The following is a 16,806-nucleotide window of genomic DNA, read 5'->3' as shown; positions in this document are numbered from 1 at the left end:
GATTGACCATCAACACGGCGGCCAGCGCGCCGACAAAACCGACCACTGACCCTACCGACAAATCGATATGCCCGGCTACAATCACCATCAGCATACCTAGCGCCATGATGACGATATAGCTGTTTTGCAGCACCAGATTGGTCAGATTCAAGGGACGCATCAACGTGCCGTTGGTCATGTACTGGAAGAACGCCATGATCGCGATCAACGACAGCAGCATGCCGTATTCGCGCATGTTCTTTTTCATGAAACCGGCGTAATCCCCAGGCGCTTGTAATGACGCCTCTGCGGCAGCGACAGGTTGATTCATATTAGTTATCTCCAATCTTTGCGTTTTTGACTATTGCACGCATAATTTTTTCTTGTGAGGCATCGCCTGCCAAAAATTCACCGACAAAATTGCCTTCGTTCATGACATAAGTCCGGTCGCACATGCCGAGCAATTCCGGCATTTCCGACGAGATCATGAGGATGCATTTGCCCTCAGCCGCTAGCTGGCTGATGATGTTATAAATCTCAAACTTGGCACCGACGTCAATCCCGCGCGTCGGTTCATCCAGAATCAAGACATCCGGATTAGAAAACAGCCATTTGCTGAGCACCACTTTTTGCTGATTGCCGCCGGACAAATTCAAGACTTTTTGAAACACATTGGCGCAACGAATACGCAACTTGCCGCGATACTCGGTCGCGACCTTAAACTCGCGCCCTTCATCGATGACCATCATGTCGGCTACGCCATCGAGATTGGCCAGGGTGATATTTTTCTTGATGTCTTCTTCCAGAATCAGGCCGTAGCCTTTTCTGTCTTCGGTGACATAGGCGATACCGTGATTGATCGCCTTTTGGACCGTGCCGACGTCAATTTCCTTGCCACGCAAAAACACCTTACCGCTGATCCGTTTGCCGTAAGTCCGTCCGAAAATACTCATCGCCAGTTCAGTGCGCCCTGCGCCCATGAGTCCGGCAATGCCGACGATTTCGCCTTTTTTGACGTAGAAATTTACGCCCTTGATCACTTCGCGCTCAGCGTGCAGCGGATGATGTACGCGCCAATCTTTGACTTCAAAGATGGTCTCGCCGATCTCTGGCGTGCGTTTTGGATAGCGGTCCGCCATTTCGCGGCCAACCATATTCTGAATAATGCGATCTTCGCTAATGACTTCTTTATGGCAATCGAGCGTATCGACGGTGGTGCCGTCACGCAAAATCGTGATCGAATCGGCGACTTTGGAAATCTCGTTGAGTTTGTGCGAAATCAGGATCGAAGAAATACCCTCCGCCTTGAGTTCCAACAACAGCTCCAGCAGTGCATCGCTGTCGCTTTCGTTCAGGCTGGCGGTAGGCTCATCCAAAATCAGCAATTTGACTTTTTTGGAGAGCGCTTTGGCAATTTCAATCAGTTGCTGCTTGCCTACGCCCAAATTGGTGATGAGCGTGGCGGGGGATTCTTTGAGGCCGACTTTTTGGAGTAATTCGCGCGCTTTGTTGTACGACAAAGCAGCATCGATGACACCGTTGGTGGCTTGCTCGTTACCGAGAAAAATATTTTCGGTAATCGATAATAAGGGGACTAAAGCTAATTCTTGATGAATGATGATGATGCCGATTTTTTCGCTATCGTGAATGCCTTTGAACTGGCGTTCCTGACCTTCAAAATGAATTTCGCCGCTATATGAACCATGTGGAAACACACCGCTCAAGACTTTCATTAAGGTCGATTTTCCTGCGCCGTTTTCGCCAACGAGGGCGTGAATCTCACCGCTACGCACTTTCAGATTGACATTATCGAGCGCCTTGACGCCCGGAAATGTTTTCTGGATTCCTCGCATTTCAAGGATCGTTTCCATCTATTTACCTCTTATCGTCACCAGAATGCCGCAGAATCGAATGCGCCGATTCTGCGGCTGCCAAATGCATTACTTGATTTGGGCTTCGGTGTAATAACCGCTACCGGTGACTAATACTTGCTTCCAGTTCGACACATCAACAATGACCGGTTTCAACAGAAACGCAGGAACAACTTTGACGCCGTTGTTGTAGGTCTTGGTATCGTTGATTTCCGGAGTTTTGTTGGTCAGCACTGCATCAACCATACCGGCCGTTACTTTAGCCAGCTCACGCGTATCTTTAAAGACGGTTGAGCTTTGCTCGCCGCGGATGATCGATTTTACCGAAGGGATCTCGGCATCTTGTCCGGTCACGATCGGCATAGGCAATTTAGGTGTACCGTAACCGACGCCTTTGAGTGACGACAGAATACCGATACTCAAGCCATCGTATGGTGACAACACAGCGTCAACACGGGCATTGGTGTAGTACGCGCTAAGCAGATTATCCATCCGCGCTTGCGCTACAGCACCATCCCAACGTAGCGTGGACACCTTCTCCATGCCCATCTGTTTGCTGCGCACGACCAGCTTGCCGCTATCGATATAAGGCTTCAACACCGACATAGCGCCGTTGTAGAAGAAGAACGCATTGTTATCGTCAGCAGAGCCGCCAAACAATTCGATATTGAACGGGCCTTTGCCGCTCTTCAGACCCAGCGCTTTTTCAATGTAACTGGCTTGTAAAACACCGACTTGAAAGTTATCGAAAGTAGCGTAGTAGTTGACGTTTTTCGAGTTGCGGATCAGACGATCGTAAGCAATGACTTTGACGCCCTTGTCAGCCGCTTTTTGCAATACATCCGATAGCGTAGTGCCGTCAATGGCGGCGATTACCAGGACTTTTGCGCCTTTGGTAACCATGTTTTCGATCTGCGCCAATTGATTTGGAATGTCATCTTCTGCGTATTGCAGATCGGTCTTGTAGCCTTTTTCTTTAAAGACCTTGACCATATTGTCACCATCGGCAATCCAGCGCGCCGATGATTTTGTCGGCATAGAAATACCGACCGTTCCCTTGTCCTGGGCGCTTGCCTCTGTTACAACGGCTGCGACGCCGATCAGACCAATCATCAATCCCAACATCGTGGCTTTAATTTTCATCACAACTCATCTCCTGTAGTTATTTCACTATTTAGTTATTGTGGTGCTGCGAACTTATATGACGTTTATTGCTAGTTTTGTAACAGACGAAGAATAACGCCTTTTATAACTTAATCAACTTATTGAATGATTGCTGCTGTCAATTATGCATAGACCAGCATCTTATCAGCGTCGTTTTTCAGCGACTTTATTGCTTGATGATGGCTATATTACAAATATTAGCGATACCAAACAAATGAATTATTTTACAAAATCAATACTTGTTTTGATATCGATAATACAGAACCAAACCAGTAATAAGCCGACAACAGCCTCCATTCAACAGCCGTCTTAGTGTAAAAATTGTTGCGCTCCCTGACCAATCACTTTTTTAACGCAATTGATATCCATTTTGATATCAATTTCGATATCAATTTTGATATGAGACTCCCCTCCCCGACAGACCGCTGAAAACTGCGGCTAGCCTGTCTGGCAAGCGCAAAGGCTGCATTTATTTCCACGTGGCAATGCTTGCCGTTTCCAGCTCAGTTTTCAACTTAGTTCCCAACCTAAATATTTCCATCAACCATTCGTCCTGTTTGGTACCAGCGAGATGACCGCAGCCAAGCGTGCATGCTCGCCCCCACTCCCGGCAAGAGGTTGAATATGCATATTTCCCCCATTGAGTACGACTTTATCGGCATCGGTTTCGGCCCATCGAATTTGGCCATCGCAGTAGCCATAGAAGAGCAAACCCGCTTTGGCGGGGCCGGTATCAGTCACTGTTATATAGAGAAAAAACCGGCATTTGTCTGGCACGGCAGCATGCTGCTCGAAGGCAGCGATATGCAGATTTCCTTCCTCAAGGATTTGGCGACCTTGCGCGACCCGACCAGCAAATTTACGTTTATCAACTATTTGCATACAAAAGGCCGCCTCAGAGACTTTATCAATCTGAAGAGTTTTTTCCCGTCCCGGATTGAGTACAACGACTATCTGCGCTGGGCCGCGGGCCATTTCGACCTGCGTTGTCGTTACGGCGAAGAAGTGATCGAGATCGAACCGGTGAAAGAGGGAGCCAAGATTGCACGCTTAAAAGTCCATTCGGTCGATGTCAGCGGTCGCACCCATACCCGCCAAACGCGCAATCTGGTGTTTGGCATCGGCGGCGTGCCGAACATCCCGGCGGTCTTTGACCATGCCCTTCGCCTGCCGGACGCGCGCGTATTCCATGCAGCGCATTATCTGGAGAAGATGGCCTCACTGGTACAGACCAAGGGCGTCCCGCGTCGCATTGCTGTCATCGGCGGCGGCCAGAGCGGGGCCGAGATATTCATGGACCTGGTGAACCGTTTCGACACCGCCGAGGTCACCCTCATTACTCGTGGCGAGGCATTGATGCCATCTGACGATAGCCCCTTTGTGAATGAAATTTTCAGTCCGCAATTCACCGACTTGATCTATGGGCAACCGCAGGCACAACGTCGCGCCACGCTGGAAAAATTTCGTAGCACCAACTACGCGGTTGTCGATCTCGATTTGATCGAAAAAATTTATATGCTGCTGTATCAACAGCAAGTCAGCGGCGTCAAACGCCATGCCGTGTTAGCCGCAAAAGAGGTGACGGCGGTGCATCTGAAAAGTGATGCCATAGCACTCCGACTGCGAGACGCCCATAGCGAGGATGACGCCGAAACAGCAGGCTTTGACGCCGTTGTGCTGGCAACCGGCTATCGCCGCGACGATCACAAGCGCTTATTGGGCGGGATCGCTGACTACATCGACGGCTATGACGTTGAACGCGATTACTGCCTGCGCACCACGCCGGACTTTTTACCCAACATTTATCTGCAAGGCTGTTGCGAGGAAAGCCACGGCTTAAGCGACACCTTGCTCTCTGTGCTCGCGGTGCGGTCGGTCGACATTCTGGAATCGCTTTTCGATAAGCACAGACAACGCTCTGACAATAGTTGTCCGATTGAAGCCGTTAAGCCATCGGGCCAACCATCTCTTCATGCTGCTGTTTAACTATTTTTTAATCTTGATGACCGATAACTGATAACACAAGGGAGCAGATGCAATGCAGAAACCGTTTAACCGTAATCGCACTAACCACATCCATCGTCATATTTTCAGCCCGAGAATGCGCATGACGCCGCTGGCAATCGCGTTGCTGACCTTGTCGGCTCCGCTCTACGCCAATGCCGCAGAAACAGAATTACCGGCGGTGAACGTGGTGGCAGAAAAAGAAAACAGCGCTTTGCCCAGTTATCGCGCCTACGTCGGCAGCAGCGGTGCATTAGGCACCAAAGAATTGCTCGACACACCGTTTTCGATCAGCGTAGCGACCAAGGAATACATCGCCAATCAGCAAGCGACTTCGATCTCGGACGCCTTCAAAGGCGACGCCTCGGTCACGGCGCTCAACAATAATATTTCAGGAGAAAGCGCGCAGATTGCGATTCGCGGACTGGCGTTGGATACCCTCAATGGCTTCAAAATAGATGGCCTTAACGCGGTGATGTGGCAAACCGATTTGCCGCTGGAGCACTTTGAGCAGATTGAAATTCTGAAAGGCTTATCGGGCTTTATGTACGGTTTCAGCTCACCCGGCGGGATCGCTAATTATCAGACTAAGCGCGCAACCAAAACCCCGGTCACGGACGCGACGATCAGTTATGGCACCCAATCGCAATATAAAGTCGCCGCCGATATCAGCCGACGGTTTGGGGAAAACGATCGCTATGGCTTGCGTGTGAATGCCGTCCACGAAGGCGGCGACACGTATCTGGATGCACCGATTAAGCGGGACTCGATATCGGCTGCTTTTGACGTACAAATCACGCCGGATCTGGTGTGGACGCTCGATGGCTTGTATCAACGGCGCAAAGTCCACGGCTCCATTTTTTCCCTGACGCTGGCCAAAGACGTGGCAATGCCTGGTCCGGTCGATGGCAGCCGACGGCTGAGTCAGGATTTCACCACCCACGAAACCACGATGGCAACCGTGGGCACAGAAGTGAAATGGAGCTTTGCGCCAGACTGGGATATGCGCGTCGGCTTACGCAGCATGCGACAAACCCGTACCACCTATGACAGTGCACTCAGAGTGGTTGACAACTCAGGCAACTACAACGAAACCCTCTACCGCTGGTACAGCACGCAAGACAGCGATTCGGCCAATCTGTTATTCACTGGAAAATTGCAGACCGGCAGCATAGGCCATACCCTGACCTTTGGTGCCGATATGCAACAGGTAGAACGCGGCAACGGTGATTTCAGCGATGATTTTCTGGGTGTCGGCAACTTTAACCGCCAGACCTCTTTCCCCAATCCCGGCCTGGCGGTAGATAAAGACCACGTACTGAAGCGATCGGACACCCGCAATATCGGGGTCTTCATGAGCGACACCATTCAATGGACGCCGCAATGGAGTTCTATCATCGGTCTGCGCTACAGCAAATTTCGCCAGCGCGCCTACGTTAAAGGCGTAGTCGATACAACCTATGACAAAACGGCGTTGTCGCCCACCCTGGCGATGATCTGGAAACCGGAGGCGTCAGTGTCTTACTACACCAGCTACGTTGAGTCGCTACAGCAAGGTGGTGTCGCGCCTTTGGGCACGGAAAACTACGAACAAACGTTTGCCCCCCTGAAAAGCAAACAATATGAAATCGGCGTTAAAAAAGAAGGACAGGGTTGGTCTGCCGAGGCAGCGCTGTTCCGCATTGAGCGCGGCCTCGAGTTCACCAATAGCAACAATATTTTTGAGCAGAGCGGCGCACTGACCTATCAAGGACTGGACATTGCCGGTCGGATCGAGCTGGGCCGCGACTGGGGCTTGATGGCCAGCGCCGTACTGATGAACAGTAAAAACAAAAGTGACGACCCGGAAGTGGACGGTAAGCGCGCCAACAATGTCGCCAACTTTACGGCAGCCTTACAAGCCGAATATAAAGTCCCTGGCGTCACCGGCCTGACCTTGTCGGGCGGCACGCGCTATGTTGGCAAGCAAGCGCTGGAGAGCAACAACGCGCACATCATCGGCAGCTACCAACTGTTTGATGTAGGTGCACGTTATAAGACTAAGGTTGGCGGCAAGGATGTTACTTTCCGGGCGAATCTGGATAATCTGGCCAATGAAAAATATTGGTTAGGGAGCTGGAACGGGTTCCTGGTGCAAGGCGCGCCGCGTACTTTGCGGGCTAGTGCGGAGTTTAGTTTCTAAAGAGACGACGCTGGGCTTAGTGGTGTTGGGCGACATGCCAGACTTGGACGACTACACACCATATCGTGCAAAGAAGTCAGCGACCTCATCGTCTGAGGCAAATTCGCCGCGCTCAGCCGCTGCAATCGCCTGCTTCAGATCATGCATTTGCGGCACGCGCCAAGCCATGTATGCCAGCAACGTCTGTTCCGTGATGGCTGACACCGACTGGCCTGACAGCGCAGACAGTTGAATGACGACATCTTTGAGGTCGCCGGAGACGCGGGCATCGATAGTGGCTGTTTTCATAATAATGTTTAACAATGAATGGGAGTAATCATAAGACCGCTTTGCCCGTGCATGCTCTTTCGCATCTGCAGTTGTTAGCGAAGGTGCATGCATCCTAAAGGCGTAATTAATAAGCACGAAAAAATAAAGAGCGACGTCTTAGGGCGTCGCTCTTTATTTTCAAATCGGCAACTCCACAACCCTATTTTCAAATTGCGCAATTTGGGCGAAGCGCATAATAACGAAAAGCTTGAAAATAATGCGCGAAGGCACTTTATTTCGGCTGAAATAACAGCCAGAATCGCACCCATCGATCAATGCTCAAGGAGACAGTACATGTCCAACACCACGCCAGAGTTACCGCACTGCGACGCTGACGACATCCCCTATCAATCCGGTTTCTGCAATGATTTCGCCACCGAGGCTTTGCCCGGTGCGCTGCCATTGACCCAAAATTCGCCGCAAAAAGTCGCCTACGGTTTGTATGCGGAGCAACTCTCCGGCACCGCTTTCACCGCCCCGCGTGCGCACAATCGTCGCTCCTGGCTATATCGCATTCGTCCGGGTGCGATGCATCACACCTTTGCATTGCAAGACCATGCGCTGTTGCGTAGCGGGCCGTTTAATGACGTTGCAGCCTCGCCAGACCAGTTGCGCTGGGACGCGTTGCCGCTGCCTGCCTCAGAGCAGGCGACCGATTTTATCGACGGGTTGATCACCATAGCCGGAAATGGTGATGCGGCGATGCAAACGGGAATAGCAATCCATTTGTATGCCGCCAATCGGTCCATGCAGGATCGGTTTTTCTACAACGCCGATGGTGAATTGTTAATCGTGCCGCAGCAAGGACGTTTGCGGGCACGCACCGAGTTTGGCGTGCTCGATGTCAAACCGGGTGAAATAGTCGTCATTCCGCGTGGCGTGCGCTTTCAGATGGTGCTGCCGGACGGCGAAGCGCGTGGCTATATTTGTGAAAATTATGGCGCGCAATTTGCGTTGCCCGAACTGGGGCCGATTGGCTCCAATGGTCTGGCTAACGCACGGGATTTTTTAGCCCCGGTAGCCGCCTTTGAAGAGCGCGAAGGTAACTTTCAGTTGGTTGCCAAATTTAATGGCCGCTTATGGTCGGCGGCAATCGGCCATTCGCCGCTGGACGTGGTGGCGTGGCATGGTAATTACACGCCTTACAAATACGATCTGAGTCGGTTTAATACGATTAACACGGTCAGCTTCGACCATCCTGATCCGTCGATTTTTACCGTGCTGACGTCGCCGTCGGATACGCCGGGGACCGCGAATGTGGATTTTGTGATCTTTCCTCCGCGCTGGATGGTGGCCGAAAATACTTTCCGCCCGCCGTGGTTTCATCGCAATGTGATGAGCGAATACATGGGGCTGGTCCTTGGTGCCTACGATGCCAAGGCCGCAGGCTTCGCCCCGGGCGGTGGCAGTTTGCACAATTGTATGAGCGGGCATGGTCCTGATGCAGCAACGTTCGAGAAAGCCAGCGCCGCGCCCCTGACGCCGCATCACATTGAGAATACGCTGGCGTTTATGTTTGAGAGCCGTTACCTGATCCATCCGACGCGTTTTGCATTGGAGACGCCGCTGCTACAAAAAGACTACCTGGCTTGCTGGCACGGACTAAAGAAAAATTTCACCGGCCAGCCTTGAATCAAATCTACGATCAAATCGGTCTACATTACCTGACAACGGAGTTCCTCATGCACCCCAACGACCCCACACTGAAGTCTTTTATTGCGACACCCCCAGAGTCCCATTTTCCGATCCAAAATTTGCCTTTTGGCATCTTCAGTACCAGCGCAGACCCCACTCCACGGGCTGGCATCGCCATCGGCGAGAGCGTGCTTGATCTGGCGCTACTGGCCGACGCCGATTTACTGCCCGTCCCCTCCGAAATATTGCGCAGCGGCAGCTTGAATCAATTTGTCGCATTGGGCCACGCGACCTGGCGCGCCACGCGTGAGATGGTCAGTCACTTACTGCGCGACGACAATCCGCTGTTGCGCGACAACTCGACTTTGCGCGCCAGCGCCCTGCTTCAGCAAGATCAAGTTACGTTGCATCTGCCCATGGAGATTGCCGGTTATACGGATTTTTATTCGTCCAAAGAACACGCCACCAATGTCGGCACGATGTTCCGCGATCCGGCCAATGCCTTGCTGCCCAACTGGTTGCATATCCCGATTGGCTATAACGGTCGCGCCAGCTCGGTCGTGGTCAGCGGAACCAACCTGCATCGCCCCAAAGGTCAATTGAAATTGCCCGACGCCGACGCGCCGATTTTCGGCCCATCGCGCAAGCTCGACTTTGAGCTCGAAACCGGGTTTTTGATCGGTCAGCCAAATGCCCTCGGTGAGCCGATCGATATCGATGTCGCCGAGCAGCATATTTTCGGGATGGTGCTGCTCAACGACTGGAGCGCACGCGATTTGCAGCAATGGGAATACGTGCCGCTGGGACCATTTAATAGTAAATCCTTCGGCACCTCGATCTCGCCATGGGTGGTAACGATGGAGGCACTGGAACCGTTTCGTACAGCCAGTCCGACGCAACATCCGACACCGCTGCCGTACTTGCAGCAGCAGACCGATAACGGCTATGACATTGCGCTTGAAGTGACGCTCAAGGCGGCGGCAAGCGGGGGCAATGGCGCAAGCAAAACTGACCAGCATGCGCAGACCATCTGCAAGACCAATTTCAAAGCAATGTACTGGACCATGGCGCAACAGTTAGCGCATCACACGGTCTCTGGTTGCAACACCAAAGTCGGTGATTTAATGGGTTCCGGCACCATTAGCGGCAGCACGCCGGATGCGTTTGGGAGCTTGCTGGAATTAACCTGGAATGGACAAAAGCCATTGACGCTGGCCGATGGTTCGCAGCGGACTTTTATTGAGGACGGGGACGAAATCGGCATGACCGGATGGTGTCAGGGCGATGGTTATCGGGTCGGTTTTGGCAGTGTTACGGGGAAGATATTGCCAGCGCGGTAACGGATTAAATCAAGTATTCAAAAACAGAGCGCGATATTTTCGCGCCCTGTTTTTGATAATCACTCTCCTCAATTACAGCCAGATAATCGCCGCCACAACCCCGACAATCAGCCCAAACTTGACCACGTAATACAGCGGCTTACTAAATTTCTTCAATGCTCTGCGGTATTGCCCGGCAGCCCAGACAAACCGAAACAGTTTGTTAATCCCACCAGTCTGGTCACCGGTTTCGTTCGGCGACGCCGCCGCGCTCATCATGTGACGGCCAAGCCAGCGGTTCACCGCCTGCGCCCAGCGGTAGCGCATCGGGCGTTCGATATCGCAAAAAATGATGATGCGATTGACGTCGGTGCCGTTGTGGGCCCAGTGCATATAGGTCTCATCAAACACCACGCCCTGCCCGTCGCGCCAGCTATAACGCTCGCCATTGACTTCGATAAAGCAACGGTCGTCGTTAGGCGTGATCAAGCCGAGGTGATAGCGCATCGATCCGGCAAACGGATCGCGATGCAAATTAAGTTTTCCACCGGGGCCAAGTTCAGCAAACATCGCCGCCTTGACGCTGGGCGTGCGGCGCAGCAAAGCCACCGTTTTCGGGCAAAACTGCTCGGCTGAAGGATGGCTGGCGTCGTACCATTTCAGATAGAAACGTTTCCAACCGGCTTTAAAGAAGGAGTTAAAACCGGCGTCGTCGTTTTTTTCAGCGGCGCGGATTTTTTCCATACCGGTCAACGCTTGCGCCTCGTCGCGGATGGTTTCCCAATTGTCTTCCAGAATTTTTAAATCCTTGAAGGTACTGGTTGGCAAATAGGCGGTGTTGGTCGGCACCTTGGAGAACAAATACATCAGGATATTGAGCGGGGCCATGATCGACGAATGATCGAACAACTGGCGAAAAAACGGCATCCGTACCTTGCCGCGAAAGTGCACGTAGATAACGGATAAAAGAAAAATGCTGATGACTGCCCATTTCATGACAATGCGCTCCAATGAAAAATGTTGTATCGGGGTGGTTTGACGTTAATGAACGTTAATGGCGCTCAGGAAGGCGGGTAACGCGTCAAATGTCGATGGTGGCAAAAATATAAGAAAAATCTGTATAAAATCAATTTAGTCGCCATTCTAGCCGTTTGTGACGGTTTTCCCTTTGATTCACGCAATTTGGCATAAAGAGTCCGGCCTAAATATTTTTCGACACACCAGCGCCCGGATTTTAGTGCTAGTATCGCGGCTTCCTTTGGGGAGTAGCCTTCTTGCAATGGTGCAACACAGACCACACTGCAATGAGCGTATGTCAACATACTTGACGCTTATCGTCATGGCATACGCGACCGTCAGGTTTGGCAAGACCATTGGTGCAATGTCTTTACCCGGCCGGGCAAGACATCGTGCCATTTGTCTGTGCCCGGTCCTCAGGATGTCTCTTATGCTTAAGCCGCATTGTTTATCTGTAATCCCCCTCATTTCTGCACCACCCTTGCGCATGCAAGAGGCCTCAGCATGATCGTCACCATCGCATTGCTGCTGGGTTCGGCGATTGTTATTTATTTATCCTGTGAATATTTCGTCAACAGTATTGAATGGGTCGGACGCCGACTCGGCGTGGCCCAAAGCGCGGTCGGCACAGTGCTGGCGGCGTTTGGTACGGCGTTGCCGGAAACGGTCGTCACTTTCGTCGCGGTGGTTTTTGGGCGTGACGCCGCGCATAAAGATATCGGCGTCGGCGCTGCACTAGGCGGTCCGTTGGCGCTGAGCACGATTGCGTATGCGGTGGTCGGCCTGATGTTTATCCTGAACCGCAAAAAACTCGGCAATATTCTGCTAACGAAAGCAGACGGTGCGCGTTTAAGCCGCGATCAGGCGTGGTTTATGGGAATTTTTATCCTTAAGATAGCCCTCGGTCTGATCGCTTTTTCGTTCAAGCCGTGGTTGGGGCTGGTGTTCTTGTTGGCCTACGGCCTCTATATCTGGGGCGAGATGCGCAAAGAAGACGGGGCCGAAGTCGAGGTCCATGATCTGGAGCCGTTGAAATTCCGTCCGCATGATCCGCAACCGGCGCTCGGCTGGGCAGCCTTTCAAACGCTAGCGGCACTCGTCGTCATCTTTTTAAGCTCCCAATTATTCGTCGCCCAACTCGAAGCAATGGCCCCCTGGCTGGGCATTTCACCGCATTTGGTGGCCTTGCTGCTGAGCCCGATTGCGACTGAATTACCAGAAATCCTCAACGCCGTGATCTGGGTGCGTCAAGGCAAGCAAACGCTGGCGCTGAGCAATATCAGCGGCGCGATGATGATACAGGCGACGATTCCGACGGCGTTGGTACTGATCTTTACGCCCTGGATGCTGGACGCGGCATTGATCTGGGCCGGTGTCATCACGATGCTGTCCATCACAGGCTTGTATATATTGCTGCGCAAACAGATGTTGACGGGCACACGGTTAGCGCTGTTCGGCCTGATGTATGTACTGTTTGGTACCGGCTTGGCGCTCATCGGGGTTCGGTAAAAAGATACAGGTATAAAGTTTATGCCCGCGCCCCCATCGCAATCACCGCCGCGCCACTCAATGCCAGACTCACCCCAAGCACATCCGTCCAGCGCGGCGTCACGCCATCGACACTCCATAGCCACAAAATCGCGGTGGCGATATACACCGCGCCGTAAGCCGCATAAACCCGGCCACTGGCCATGGGGTGGAGCGTGAGCAGCCAGACGAAAACACTCAGACTGACGACAGCTGGCAGCAGCAGCCACGCCGAGCCTTTGCCGCTAAGCCACAGCATCGGTAAATAACAGCCGACTATTTCGGCGATAGCGGTCAACACAAACAAGCCAAACGTTTTGACAAATGGAAGCCAGAGCATAGAACCAATCTCCTTGAGGGATGCCGCGATATAAATGGTGGCGTCATGGTATCGGGTGTTTATACTGACTTGCCATCTTTTTCGTTATGTACAGTCAACCATCTAACAAGAAAAAAACATGCTTGAACTCAGACCCACCTGCGAACACTGCAACAAAGCCCTGTCGCCAGCATCATCAGAAGCCCTTATTTGCTCGTACGAATGCACGTTTTGTGCAACCTGCGTAGAGCACGTTATCCACAATGTCTGTCCCAACTGCGGCGGCGGCTTTTGTCCCAGACCGATCAGACCGGCCAACAATCTCAGGGCGATTAATTTCCTCGGCAGCGATCCGGCCAGCACGACAATCAAACATCGGCCTGTCGAGCCTGATACGCACGCTATTTTTTCTGCAGCGATCAAGGGCATCCCTCCAGATCAACGCTAGTGGCTAGTGTTCAGTCAAGTCAAGCCGACACAATCATCGCCGCACCTTTTAGTGCGGCTTTTTTATAGCGATGTTGCAAAAAATTAATATTTTCCATTTGTCATTGATCCGTCATATTCCCCCACTACAATCGCCCCGATTATTCGAGCAGCGCCTCAGGCAAGCCAAAGAGGGCAACGTTAGCTTTCGATTCCTGATGACGATGTAGCGAAAAATATGACTGTTCAAACTTTCCCCCTACTCAATCGAGAACTCGGCGTGCTGGCCTTCAATGAACGGGTGTTAGCCCAAGCCGAAGATCCTGCAGTGCCGCTACTAGAACGCTTGCGCTTTGTCTGCATCACCAGCAGCAATCTCGATGAATTTTCCGAAATCCGCATGTCCGGGCTACAACAGCAAATGCGCGACGCCATCGATGGCGTCACGCCCGACGGCATGTCGCTGCAACACGCCTACACGGTCATCAGTGAGCGCGCCCAACAGCTCGTTGCGCGTCAATATGCGCTGTTTAACCAAGTCCTCCTTCCAGCATTAAATGCCGAAGGAATCGTCTTCTATGCCGAATCCGACTGGGACGAAAAACAAAGCGCATGGGCATACGAATTCTTTAAAACCGAATTACTGCCCGTCCTCACCCCCATCGGTTTAGACCCCGCCCACCCGTTCCCCAAGGTCATGAATAAGAGTTTGAATTTTGCCGTCAAACTCAGCGGAAAAGATGCCTTTGGGCGTGAGCCGGAACTTGCCATCGTCCAGGCTCCGCGCGCCCTGCCGCGACTGGTCCGCATGCCGGATGAACTCTCGCGTCATCCCTACGGCTTTGTGCTGCTCAGCAGTTTTATGCAGCGCTTTGTCGGCGAGTTATTTCCCGGTCTGGCCATCGGCGGCTGCTACCAATTCCGCGTCACCCGCAACAGCGATCTGTTTGTCGATGAGGACGAAGTCACCGATTTACGGCTAGCCTTGCAGGGCGAATTACCGACCCGCCAACTCGGCAATGCAGTACGCCTCGAAGTCGCCGAAGACACGCCTGCGTCGTTGGTGTTGCGACTGCTTAACCAAAACGGTTTGCAGCAAGTTGATTGCTATCGCGTCAATGGCTCTGTCAATCTGGTGCGTCTGATGCCCTTGCCCGATCTGGTGGACCGGCCGGATTTGAAGTTTGTCCCGCACACGCCGGTGCTGCCAAAAGCATTCTTTACCGGCGCGTCGGTGTTCGACGTGATCGATCAAAATGACATCCTCTTGCATCATCCGTATGAAAGTTTTCAACCGGTGTTAGAGCTATTGCAGCAGGCGGCGATTGATCCGGATGTGTTAGCGATCAAACAGACCATTTACCGCACCGGCAATGAATCGGCACTGATGACCGCGCTCATGCTGGCGGCCAAAAACGGCAAGGAAGTCACCGTCGTGCTCGAGCTCATGGCGCGCTTTGATGAAGAAACCAATATCGGCTGGGCCGCCAAGCTAGAAGCGGTTGGCGCGCATGTCGTCTACGGCGTATTCGGCTTTAAAACCCATGCCAAAATGCTGCTCATCGTGCGCCGCAAACGCCATGCAAAACACACCAAACTCAAGCGTTACGTCCATCTCGGTACCGGCAACTATCACTCCCGCACCGCCCGGCTCTACACCGATTTTGGGTTAATGACCAGCGACGACAAAATCTGTGAAGACGTCCACAACGTCTTTGCGCAACTCACCGGATTCGGCAAGCAAGTGCAGCTCAAGCGCTTATGGCAATCGCCATTTACTCTGCATGCGAATATTCTGAAATCCATAGCCAGAGAAGTCGATGCCGCCAAAGCCGGACGGCAAGGCTACATCATCGCCAAGATGAACGCCTTGCTGGAACCCACCGTCATCGCGGCACTCTACGCCGCCTCGCAAGCCGGGGTCAAAATCCAATTAATTATTCGCGGTGTCTGCGCGCTGCAAGCCGGTGTTCCCGGATTGTCGGAGAACATCATGGTGCGCTCTGTGATTGGCCGGTTTCTTGAACATCATCGGGTCTTTTATTTTTATGCCGATGGGGAAGAAAATGTGACCCTATCGAGTGCTGACTGGATGGATCGGAATCTGTTTCGACGTATTGAGACAGCGTTTCCGATACTCGATAGCAAATTGAAACGCCGTGTCATCGAAGAAAGTTTGCTGATTCATTTGCAAGACAATGCCTCGGCTTGGGATATGACTAGTGATGGGACGTATAAAAAAGTTACACCGGGAGATGCAGATCCGTTGGTGAGTCAGGTTGATTTGTTGTCGCGGTTTTAGGTTTTGCTGGGTTTTGTACGTTCGCAGTTTTGGTGCGGCTTGGTTTGCGCTATTTTTCGGTGGTTAGTAATTGAAACGGGATGTGCTCCGTTGATGCTTGCCGGGGGCGGCCCGGCAGCCGGGTCTGATGACCAACTCGCTGCGCTCAAACATGTCATCATCCTGATCCGACTGGCGACTAAAAATTTGGCAGCGTCATATGACGGGGTACGTCAAATGCCACTTCAAAAGCAACTGCAACTTCAAAAGCAACGGCAACTGTGGCTGCGCCTGCAAGGTCAAAAACAACTTCAAAAACAACCGCCCTGACTTCGCCACCGATTACTGCGTTGCCGAGCATTCATTGTTTTGAGAACCAAAAAACCGTATAAAAACTGTAATCGCAAAAAACTGCCATTTACCGGTTGACCTCCGTTTTCTGCACGAGTATCTTGTCAACCGTTCCTCTCATAGGAATACAGGTTTGAAAGCCTGATGCAAAAACCCCCGGGCTGTGCAACGCAGCCCGGGGTCTCTAAGTTCGTGCCTCTAAGGGCGACAGTGACGGTGAAGCCCTTGTGGCTTGCTGGTTTTGGTTTTTGCCCAGTCTTTCAACTCCGTCATTTGTCGCCCACCCCGTTTTACCAACGGGAAGTTCAACAGAGCTAAAGGATCGAATAATGCCCAATACCACCAATGCTAAACATCAAAAACTCAGCGATGCCATTGACATCGAGCAATCTCTTTACCTGCATGACTTTGCCACCCGCTGC

Annotated in this window: 13 protein-coding genes, 1 pseudogene and 1 riboswitch; of the genes and pseudogenes, 8 read left to right on the top strand and 6 right to left on the bottom strand. The window is 52.2% G+C overall.

The window, feature by feature from the left end; all coding sequences use genetic code 11:
- From ACVBEF_RS16305 to chvE, 3 genes and pseudogenes are all read right to left on the bottom strand, one after another.
- A pseudogene (locus tag ACVBEF_RS16305) lies at nucleotides 1-310 on the bottom strand (sugar ABC transporter permease); the annotation flags it as partial.
- A gap of 1 nt (nucleotide 311) precedes the next feature.
- Nucleotides 312-1,850: a multiple monosaccharide ABC transporter ATP-binding protein gene (mmsA, locus tag ACVBEF_RS16300; protein WP_447124983.1), complete on the bottom strand. Its 1,539-nt coding sequence runs from the start codon at nucleotides 1,848-1,850 to the stop codon at nucleotides 312-314.
- A gap of 69 nt (nucleotides 1,851-1,919) precedes the next feature.
- Nucleotides 1,920-2,975, bottom strand: coding sequence for a multiple monosaccharide ABC transporter substrate-binding protein (chvE, locus tag ACVBEF_RS16295; RefSeq protein WP_447124984.1), 1,056 nt, complete (start codon nucleotides 2,973-2,975; stop codon nucleotides 1,920-1,922).
- A 663-nt stretch (nucleotides 2,976-3,638) separates the two neighbouring features.
- Here chvE and ACVBEF_RS16290 point away from each other — a divergent pair.
- Both ACVBEF_RS16290 and ACVBEF_RS16285 read left to right on the top strand, forming a co-directional pair.
- Complete coding sequence (locus ACVBEF_RS16290; RefSeq protein ID WP_447124982.1) at nucleotides 3,639-5,000, top strand: lysine N(6)-hydroxylase/L-ornithine N(5)-oxygenase family protein; 1,362 nt, start codon at nucleotides 3,639-3,641, stop codon at nucleotides 4,998-5,000.
- A gap of 52 nt (nucleotides 5,001-5,052) precedes the next feature.
- A complete protein-coding gene (locus ACVBEF_RS16285; protein ID WP_447124981.1) occupies nucleotides 5,053-7,200 on the top strand; it encodes a TonB-dependent siderophore receptor in 2,148 nt (715 codons plus the stop codon).
- A gap of 51 nt (nucleotides 7,201-7,251) precedes the next feature.
- Here the strand turns inward: ACVBEF_RS16285 and ACVBEF_RS16280 are convergent, their stop codons facing one another.
- On the bottom strand, nucleotides 7,252-7,488 hold the full coding sequence (locus ACVBEF_RS16280) for a CopG family ribbon-helix-helix protein (protein ID WP_447124980.1): 237 nt from the start codon (nucleotides 7,486-7,488) through the stop codon (nucleotides 7,252-7,254).
- 315 nt (nucleotides 7,489-7,803) lie between these two features.
- Between ACVBEF_RS16280 and hmgA the strand changes: the two genes are divergently transcribed.
- Both hmgA and fahA read left to right on the top strand, forming a co-directional pair.
- Nucleotides 7,804-9,141: a homogentisate 1,2-dioxygenase gene (gene hmgA, locus ACVBEF_RS16275; RefSeq protein ID WP_447124979.1), complete on the top strand. Its 1,338-nt coding sequence runs from the start codon at nucleotides 7,804-7,806 to the stop codon at nucleotides 9,139-9,141.
- A 50-nt stretch (nucleotides 9,142-9,191) separates the two neighbouring features.
- The gene (fahA, locus tag ACVBEF_RS16270; RefSeq protein ID WP_447124978.1) at nucleotides 9,192-10,484 is read left to right on the top strand and encodes a fumarylacetoacetase; all 1,293 of its coding nucleotides are present in this window, start codon (nucleotides 9,192-9,194) and stop codon (nucleotides 10,482-10,484) included.
- A 72-nt stretch (nucleotides 10,485-10,556) separates the two neighbouring features.
- Here fahA and lpxO read toward each other — a convergent pair whose 3' ends face one another.
- The gene (gene lpxO / locus ACVBEF_RS16265) at nucleotides 10,557-11,459 is read right to left on the bottom strand and encodes a lipid A hydroxylase LpxO (protein WP_447124977.1); all 903 of its coding nucleotides are present in this window, start codon (nucleotides 11,457-11,459) and stop codon (nucleotides 10,557-10,559) included.
- A gap of 259 nt (nucleotides 11,460-11,718) precedes the next feature.
- Nucleotides 11,719-11,898, top strand: a riboswitch (yybP-ykoY riboswitch).
- 86 nt (nucleotides 11,899-11,984) lie between these two features.
- Between lpxO and ACVBEF_RS16260 the strand changes: the two genes are divergently transcribed.
- Complete coding sequence (locus ACVBEF_RS16260) at nucleotides 11,985-12,989, top strand: sodium:calcium antiporter (protein ID WP_447124976.1); 1,005 nt, start codon at nucleotides 11,985-11,987, stop codon at nucleotides 12,987-12,989.
- 19 nt (nucleotides 12,990-13,008) lie between these two features.
- On the opposite strand, the gene ACVBEF_RS16255 is transcribed toward ACVBEF_RS16260, so the two are convergent.
- Entirely contained in the window at nucleotides 13,009-13,347 is a 339-nt protein-coding gene (locus ACVBEF_RS16255; RefSeq protein WP_447124975.1) for a YnfA family protein, read from the bottom strand.
- 118 nt (nucleotides 13,348-13,465) lie between these two features.
- Here ACVBEF_RS16255 and ACVBEF_RS16250 point away from each other — a divergent pair, with 118 nt between their 5' ends.
- The 3 genes from ACVBEF_RS16250 (at nucleotide 13,466) to ACVBEF_RS16240 (ending at nucleotide 16,363) form a co-directional block, all read left to right on the top strand.
- Nucleotides 13,466-13,774: a DUF1272 domain-containing protein gene (locus ACVBEF_RS16250; protein ID WP_447124974.1), complete on the top strand. Its 309-nt coding sequence runs from the start codon at nucleotides 13,466-13,468 to the stop codon at nucleotides 13,772-13,774.
- A gap of 216 nt (nucleotides 13,775-13,990) precedes the next feature.
- Nucleotides 13,991-16,054, top strand: a complete 2,064-nt coding sequence (gene ppk1 / locus ACVBEF_RS16245; protein WP_447124973.1) for a polyphosphate kinase 1 — start codon at nucleotides 13,991-13,993, stop codon at nucleotides 16,052-16,054.
- A 93-nt stretch (nucleotides 16,055-16,147) separates the two neighbouring features.
- Nucleotides 16,148-16,363 (top strand): hypothetical protein, encoded by a 216-nt coding sequence (locus ACVBEF_RS16240; RefSeq protein WP_447124972.1) that lies wholly within the window; start codon nucleotides 16,148-16,150, stop codon nucleotides 16,361-16,363.
- Nucleotides 16,364-16,806 lie beyond the last annotated feature (443 nt).

Source organism: Glaciimonas sp. GG7 (assembly GCF_052976905.1).
Note: the sequence above shows the minus strand (reverse complement) of the source record. Positions and strands in the feature narration are given on the sequence as shown.

Bases quoted from the DNA above. Each gene is read 5' to 3' on its own strand.
- ACVBEF_RS16250 (WP_447124974.1), top strand. From the start codon at position 13,466: ATGCTTGAACTCAGACCCACCTGCGAACACTGCAACAAAGCCCTGTCG.
- ACVBEF_RS16240 (WP_447124972.1), top strand. From the start codon at position 16,148: ATGCTTGCCGGGGGCGGCCCGGCAGCCGGGTCTGATGACCAACTCGCT.
- ACVBEF_RS16280 (WP_447124980.1), bottom strand. From the start codon at position 7,488: ATGAAAACAGCCACTATCGATGCCCGCGTCTCCGGCGACCTCAAAGAT.
- fahA (WP_447124978.1), top strand. From the start codon at position 9,192: ATGCACCCCAACGACCCCACACTGAAGTCTTTTATTGCGACACCCCCA.
- lpxO (WP_447124977.1), bottom strand. From the start codon at position 11,459: ATGAAATGGGCAGTCATCAGCATTTTTCTTTTATCCGTTATCTACGTG.
- ACVBEF_RS16260 (WP_447124976.1), top strand. From the start codon at position 11,985: ATGATCGTCACCATCGCATTGCTGCTGGGTTCGGCGATTGTTATTTAT.
- ACVBEF_RS16290 (WP_447124982.1), top strand. From the start codon at position 3,639: ATGCATATTTCCCCCATTGAGTACGACTTTATCGGCATCGGTTTCGGC.
- mmsA (WP_447124983.1), bottom strand. From the start codon at position 1,850: ATGGAAACGATCCTTGAAATGCGAGGAATCCAGAAAACATTTCCGGGC.
- ACVBEF_RS16285 (WP_447124981.1), top strand. From the start codon at position 5,053: ATGCAGAAACCGTTTAACCGTAATCGCACTAACCACATCCATCGTCAT.
- ppk1 (WP_447124973.1), top strand. From the start codon at position 13,991: ATGACTGTTCAAACTTTCCCCCTACTCAATCGAGAACTCGGCGTGCTG.
- chvE (WP_447124984.1), bottom strand. From the start codon at position 2,975: ATGTTGGGATTGATGATTGGTCTGATCGGCGTCGCAGCCGTTGTAACA.
- ACVBEF_RS16255 (WP_447124975.1), bottom strand. From the start codon at position 13,347: ATGCTCTGGCTTCCATTTGTCAAAACGTTTGGCTTGTTTGTGTTGACC.
- hmgA (WP_447124979.1), top strand. From the start codon at position 7,804: ATGTCCAACACCACGCCAGAGTTACCGCACTGCGACGCTGACGACATC.